The sequence below is a fragment of the Flagellimonas sp. 389 genome (assembly GCF_018449435.1).
GTDB lineage: Bacteria > Bacteroidota > Bacteroidia > Flavobacteriales > Flavobacteriaceae > Flagellimonas.
This window is the reverse complement of sequence record NZ_JAHCMU010000004.1, coordinates 244,887-252,149: the sequence shown is the minus strand read 5'-3', so window position 1 is coordinate 252,149 and position 7,263 is coordinate 244,887. Positions and strand designations below refer to the sequence as shown.

At 40.6% G+C, this 7,263-nt stretch carries 5 protein-coding genes; 4 read left to right on the top strand and 1 reads right to left on the bottom strand.

Annotated features, from left to right (window positions below; genetic code table 11):
• The coding region (locus KIM67_RS05570; protein ID WP_213830352.1) for a gliding motility-associated C-terminal domain-containing protein at nt 1–1,243 on the top strand (1,243 nt) is incomplete at its 5' end.
• Nucleotides 1,244–1,266: 23 nt separating this feature from the next.
• Nucleotides 1,267–2,154: a type IX secretion system membrane protein PorP/SprF gene (locus tag KIM67_RS05565; RefSeq protein WP_213830351.1), complete on the top strand. Its 888-nt coding sequence runs from the start codon at nt 1,267–1,269 to the stop codon at nt 2,152–2,154.
• 35 nt (nt 2,155–2,189) lie between these two features.
• Here KIM67_RS05565 and KIM67_RS05560 read toward each other — a convergent pair whose 3' ends face one another.
• A complete protein-coding gene (locus KIM67_RS05560; protein WP_213830350.1) occupies nt 2,190–2,525 on the bottom strand; it encodes a hypothetical protein in 336 nt (111 codons plus the stop codon).
• 615 nt (nt 2,526–3,140) lie between these two features.
• Between KIM67_RS05560 and KIM67_RS05555 the strand changes: the two genes are divergently transcribed.
• Nucleotides 3,141–5,912 (top strand): family 78 glycoside hydrolase catalytic domain, encoded by a 2,772-nt coding sequence (locus tag KIM67_RS05555; protein ID WP_213830349.1) that lies wholly within the window; start codon nt 3,141–3,143, stop codon nt 5,910–5,912.
• 12 nt (nt 5,913–5,924) lie between these two features.
• On the top strand, nt 5,925–7,262 hold the full coding sequence (locus KIM67_RS05550) for a sulfatase-like hydrolase/transferase (protein ID WP_250149166.1): 1,338 nt from the start codon (nt 5,925–5,927) through the stop codon (nt 7,260–7,262).
• Nucleotide 7,263 lies beyond the last annotated feature (1 nt).

Sequence of the window (7,263 nt, the reverse complement as noted above, 5' to 3'; positions counted from 1 at the left end):
CAACACGGTCACCATGACCGTAACGGATCCAAGTGGGAACAGCGATACCGCAACAGCAACCGTTACCGTTCGGGATACGATCTCCCCAACTGCCGTAGCACAGGACATTACGGTACAATTGGATGCTACGGGAAATGCATCAATAACCGCCGCAGATATGGACAACGGTTCAACGGACAACTGTAGCATCGCATCCTATGGATTGGATGCTACGGCCTTCACATGTTCCGATGTAGGCAACAACACGGTCACCATGACCGTAACGGATCCAAGTGGGAACAGCGATACCGCAACAGCAACCGTTACCGTTCGGGATATGATATCACCGACCGTGGTAACCCAAGACCTTACCTTACCCTTAGATGCAAATGGTTCCCTTAGTATTACAGCAAAGGATTTTATAGATGAAAGTTCCGACAATTGCGGTATAGCTGCAATCGATGTTGATCGCATCAATTTCAACTGTGGTGATTTGGGTGATTACATCATTACTTTAACAATAACGGATTCAAACAGTAATGTCACGATAGAAACTGCCATTCTTAAACTAACAGGAGAAGACAATGACGGCGATTTCATCGCAGATTCTTGTGACGACGACGACGACAATGACGGCACGCCCGATGTGGATGACGACTTCCCGTTGGACGCCAGTGAGGACACCGATACCGATGGCGACGGCATCGGCGACAACGCGGACACTGACGACGACAACGACGGCACACCCGATACAGAGGACGACTTTCCTCTGGATGCCAGTGAGGATACCGATACCGATGGCGATGGCATCGGCGACAATGCGGACACTGACGACGACAACGACGGGGTACCGGATACAGAGGACGCCTTTCCAAAGGACCCCGCAGAAAGTTCAGATAATGACAATGACGGAGTGGGCGACAATGCCGACATGGATGATGACAACGACGGTGTTTCGGATGGGAATGATGATTTCCCCACGGACTCAGAACCTTTGTTGATTCCTGCTGAAGCATTTACCCCTAATGGCGATGGTATGAACGAGGCTTGGGTGATTCCTGGAATTGACAACTATCCCAACAATACCGTCAAAGTGTTCAATCGATGGGGACATGTTGTCTTCTCAACAAAAAGCTACCGAAACAACTGGGAAGGATTCTATAAGGACAACAACGAGAAGCTTCCAGCAGGTTCTTACATGTATATAATTGACCTTGGGGATGGATCAGCTCCGATTCAAGGTTGGATCTATATCAACTATTAAAAAAACAAAAAACAAAAACAACAATGAAACATTTAATATTGGTTTTAGGTCTGGCCATAACTTTAGGAACAAAGTCCATCTTTGCCCAACAAGACCCACAATACACATTTTACAGGTATAGTATGAACTTGATAAACCCAGCTTTTGCCGGAAGCAGTGAAGGTGCGGAGCTTACCCTAGGCCTTCGGAGTCAATGGGCAGGGGTGCAAGGAGCCCCTGAAAGCCAGAGCGCACTCTTTTCCATGCCGGTCGGTGCAAATGTAGGTTTGGGCGTATCCATCTTAAACGACCAGACTTTTATTGAAAACCAGACTTGGGTTGCAATAGACTTTTCATATCGGGTGAAACTGAATGAAGATTATATGCTTTATTTCGGATTAAAGGCAAGCGGCAATTCATACAGTGCAAACACTACAGGTTTGGTTACATATGGAGTGGGGCAAGATGGCACCCTTATGGATTTTGAAAACAGGTTTACACCAAATATAGGGGCGGGTGTCTATTTAAAGAACAAAGACTTTTTCCTTTCCATTTCCGCTCCGAAATTAATGACCCCAGATCGTCTGGAGGAACGCAACGGTAACGCCTTTTCTAGCACGGACCGCAGGCATGTCTATCTATCGGGCGGGTACGATTTTAAACTGGGAAAGAACATGAACCTACAGGCCAGTAGCATGTTGCGATATGTGGATGCATCCCCCATATCCGTGGATCTGACCTCGATATTGGATTTTGGACAACGGTTCAAAGTGGGTGCCTCGTACAGATTGGATGAGGCTTTGAGTGGAATGTTCATGTTCGATATCAGTTCGGGGCTGCAGATAGGTTATGCCTATGAAGCAGCAATGGAAAATGATATTAACAACATCGATAATAGCTCTCATGAGTTGTTCATGCGACTGACCATGTAGTATAATAATCAAAACAAAAAGGTGTGAGGCATGATTCAAATATCCCACACCTTTTTCTTTAGGTCCATAAGGTTCTTCATGTCCTCTCCTACTTTTCTCTCCAACACTCTTGCATAAATTTGGGTAGTGTTAAGTTTAGTGTGCCCTAGCATTTTGGAAACGGTTTCAATGGGCACTCCATGGGACAATGTTATTATCGTGGAAAAGCTGTATATGGTACGTATTTTCCGCAAAATATCAGGTCTCGTATGTTTATTGTATTTTGTAATAATTTCTTTTTCTTTCGGCAATAATGGAATTTTTATAGTTTCATTGGTCTTTTCCCTTTTGGTGTTTCCATCCATTCCAAGAACCAAGTGATACGATTTCAATTTTTTGACATCGATGTAGGAACGTACTCTATAGCATGAAAATAAAAAACACTGTCAATCAGTCAATTGACAATGTTTTGATACCCACTGGAAAGTGGTTCGTAGGGGTAACAGGATTCTAACTTTTTGATTATATTTTATTGATAATCAAAAATTAAATATAGGTCGCCTACCAAAAAAAGTGGATTTTAGATACAAATTGATGGGTTTTGAGCTAAAATGACAAACATAGCAAAGCTATCGTTGATGACTTCCTGACTACAATTTTCTATGAGTAGTTCCACAAAAAGAGATTGATTGGTTTGATGGGGTAACTCGTTTAGGAAGGGACTTAGTCGGTGTTCTCAAAAATTGAAACATTGTAAAAGGCCATGTAAGGTTCCCTGTAAATAGTATCGTTTCGTTATGGTGAGGTTCAACAGTATAGTACAGGATACTAATTATCTAAAACTCTAGTATACTTGTTTCTAAAATAATTGGTTTTCAGCGAGGTATTTACACTCATTATTTTTCCAAATACCAAGTATCTTTTCATTGGTGTTTTAGATTATTGATGATTAACAACAGACTAGATAATACGTGAGAATCATAAACCTATTAAGAAGTTTTTAATGTATGGTGAGAAAAGTAACTTTTGTATTTTGGACTATAGTACTCAGCCTGTTCCTCTGTTTTGTAAGTTGCAAGGAAAACAACGGGAATTTACCTGCTTTTGCATTAACAGTAAACGAAGGTTTTAAAAATCCTATCGGATTCTACAGTAATGAACCTTCATTTTCTTGGAAACTTCCGCAAACTACTCAATCACAAAGCGCTTATAGTATTGTAGCTGCGTCCAGTCCAGACTTTCTACCGGATAACCCTGATCTATGGGAAAGTGGCAAGATAGAATCGGACCAGTCCTTATTTGTGGTATACGAGGGTCCAAAATTAGATTCTAGGCAAAAAGTTTATTGGCAGGTCAAGTACTGGGATTCAAATGATGAACCATCAAAATGGAGTGAAATAGCTCATTTGGAGTTAGGGCTTTTAAAGAATAAAGATTGGAAAGGCAAATGGGTAGGATTACCTACCAGAAATGATAGCCTTGTAGGAGCTAAAAAAACGATTATCCACACTCCCCAGCACCTCAGAAAAAGTTTTGAAATACCCTCGGATGTAGTATCTGCAAGGCTCTATGTAACGGCTAAAGGGGTTTTCAGCGGACAAATTAACGGTAAAAAGATAAGCGATGCTGTCATGTCGCCGGGATGGACTCCTTATGATAAGCGTATTGAAGCTTTAACGTATGACGTTACTGATTTGGTGGACGCCGGTGAGAATACAATTGGATTTCAAGTAGCTTCCGGATGGCACTTTGGCCGTATGTTATGGAACAAGCTGATTTGGGGACAATCTGGCTCTCCAAAAGTTTTATGCCAACTGGAAATAACATTTCAGGACGGGTCAAAAAAAATCATTGTTTCCGACGATAGCTGGGTCGGTACCACAAACGGACCTATTCGGTTTGCTGAAATTTATGATGGTGAAATCTATGATGCAAATTTTGAAATGCCAAACTGGAGCAGCAATACCTTTGATGCCACGAAATGGAAAACGGTTGAAGTAGCAAATATTGAGGACAGCATAAAAATTCAACCAAAAAGACACCATTCGGTCAAAGAAAAGGTAGCACTTTCTGCTAAGAAAATCATCAAACCAATTGACGGTAGTATCATATTTGATTTAAAACAGAACATGGTAGGCGTTCCCAAAGTAAAAGTTCCAATGAAAAAAGGTGATACTTTAAAAATCCGCTTTTCAGAAATGCTGGCTCCTGACGGTAGTTTTTATACAGACAATTATCGTTCTGCACGCTCTACGGACTATTATATTTCGGCAACGGATGGAACTATTACATGGACACCAAAGTTTACGTTTCATGGGTTTCGATATGTAGAGCTTAGCGGATTTGACAAATCACAAGAACCCAAAAAAGATTGGGTCACAGGGATTGTACAGTATTCAGATTTTGAATCGAATGGAACGTTTGCTTCATCGCATGAAAAACTTGACCAACTTCAAAACAATATTGTTTGGGGGTTACGGGGTAATTTTTTCGATATTCCTACCGATTGTCCGCAACGGGACGAACGCCTTGGCTGGACGGGGGATGCACAAGTATTTGCATCAACTTCGATATTCAATGCCGATGTACATTCTTTTTGGAAAAGTTGGTTACAAACTTTGCAAGAATCTCAATTTGAGAATGGCGGTATTCCATTTGTGGCTCCCGATGTTTTAAAAGATAACAGGGTAAGTTCGGGTTGGGGAGATGCGGCTGTAATAATACCCTGGGATATCTATTACAGAACCGGTGACATCGAAGTGCTCCGAAAGAATTATGACATGATGAAAAAATGGTTGGCCCACCATCAAAATGAAGCAGAAGATTATATATCCGGCATGAATTCTTTTGGTGATTGGCTACAACCCTATCAAGCCAAAGAGAGCAGAAAAAGAGGGGATACTTCAAAGAGCCTTATAGGCACAGCCTTTTTTGCACACGCCGCGCATCTCACTTCAAAAGCTGCCGATGTATTAAATCAGGCGGAAGACAAAGAAAAATATCAAAATCTATACGAGACGGTAGCAAATGCTTTCGAAAATGAATTTTTTGATGAAAATGGCAGCGTCAAGAACGACCACGGGACCCAAACGGCTTATTTGCTAGCATTAAACTTTGAGTTGTTATCAAACAAAAAAGAGCAAAAAGCAAAAGAACATTTGATCGATAAAATAAAAGAAGCGGACAATCACCTCCGCACCGGATTTTTAGGCACCCCGCTGTTACCAAAAGTGCTGGATGAAATGGGTGAAATAGACCTTATGTATGAAATATTGTTCAAGGAAACCTATCCTTCTTGGTTCTATTCCATTAATCAAGGTGCAACAACGATGTGGGAGCGTTGGAACAGCTATAGTAAGGACGAGGGATACAATGCTGAATCGATGAACAGTTTAAATCACTATGCTTATGGTGCTGTTGGGGAATGGATGTATGAGCGCATTGCTGGTATTAAACCACTACAACCTGGATATAAGGAAATACGTATTGCGCCAATTCCCGGAGGTGGGCTCAACTCTGCAGAGGCCAGCTACGAATCACCCTACGGTAAAATTGAATCATCTTGGAAAATTGATGGTGGCAATTTTGAATTAAAAGCTACGGTACCACCAAATACAACAGCTAAAATTCATATTCCAATACAAAATCCTAAAGAGATGCTGGTCGATGGAAAGCAAATATCAGCAAATTCAAGTCTTTCTTTAATTAATGAGAATCCTGATTCAATTGAATTAACGGCCCTACCAGGCACTTATATTTTTACTGCTCCTTATAAATAAATCGATATGTTTATGAAAATCACCTTTAGAATCATATTGATAATCGTTTTTTTAATAGGGGTCAATTCCTGTAAAGAATCAAAGCAGAAAACAACGGAAGAAGTTGTAGAAGAAAAATTACCCAATATCGTATTTATCCTTTCTGATGACCAAGCTTGGACAGATTATGGCTTTATGGGCCATAAACATATAGAAACTCCAAACCTTGACAAATTGGCCCAAGAAAGCCTAACTTTTGAAAAGGGCTATGTGCCCACTTCGCTTTGTTCTCCCTCATTAGCTTCTATCATAACTGGGGTATATCCTAGAAAACATATGGTTTTGGGGAATGATAGAGTGTTGCCAGGTGAAGTAAGAGAATCAAAAAGACAATGGAGATCTACTAAGAGACCGAAGAATTATGAAACGGTTATTGAAAACTTCAAAAAGTTGAATACGTTGCCCAAACTATTAAAAGAGAAGGGCTACCTCTCCTTCCAAACCGGTAAATGGTGGTTGGGCAATTACATAAACGGAGGTTTCGATTATGGTATGACGCATGGTGACCCTAATCGTGGAGGCAGGCACGGTGATTATGGCTTGGAAATTGGTCGAAACGGAATGGATACACTTTACAATTATATTGATTTGGCATTAGAAAAAAAGAAACCCTTTTTTATGTGGTATGCACCATTTTTGCCACACGCACCCCACAATCCTCCAGATAGCCTTTTACAAAAATACTTACCCAAAGCACCAACAGCATATGTAGCCAAATATTGGGCGATGTGCGAATGGTTTGATCAAACTTGTGGTGACCTTATGGATTATATCGATGAAAAAGGAGAAACTGAAAATACCCTATTCGTTTATGTGTGCGATAATGGATGGGTACAAAATGAAAATGATTCTAGATACAACAAAATATCCAAGCGCTCACCTTACGATTATGGTTTACGAACGCCCATTATGTATAAATGGAAAGATAAAATCGATCCCAAACAAGATAGTTTAACATTGACCAGTAGTCTGGACATGATGCCGACGGTCTTAAGTTTAATCGGGATTGACGAGCCCAAAAACTTAGACGGAATTGACATCCTCAATAAATCTAAAGTAAAAAAGCGAGATGCTATTTATGGAGAAATCTATAGTCATGATTTTAATACTATTGAAGGGAGTCTTTATTACCAGATGGCCATGACCTATCCTTATAAAATTATCGTACCAGATTCAACAAACAAACCCGAAGAAGAAGTCAAGCTCTTTAATATTTACGAAGATCCTACCGAACGTCATAATCTGGCAGCCGAACTGCCAGAAATTGTTGACAGATTAAAGGAAAAAATAGAAACTTCTTGGAATGAATAAC

Coding starts and splice junctions, on each gene's coding strand:
- KIM67_RS05565 (WP_213830351.1), top strand. CDS start 1,267: ATGAAACATTTAATATTGGTTTTAGGTCTGGCCATAACTTTAGGAACA.
- KIM67_RS05555 (WP_213830349.1), top strand. CDS start 3,141: ATGGTGAGAAAAGTAACTTTTGTATTTTGGACTATAGTACTCAGCCTG.
- KIM67_RS05550 (WP_250149166.1), top strand. CDS start 5,925: ATGAAAATCACCTTTAGAATCATATTGATAATCGTTTTTTTAATAGGG.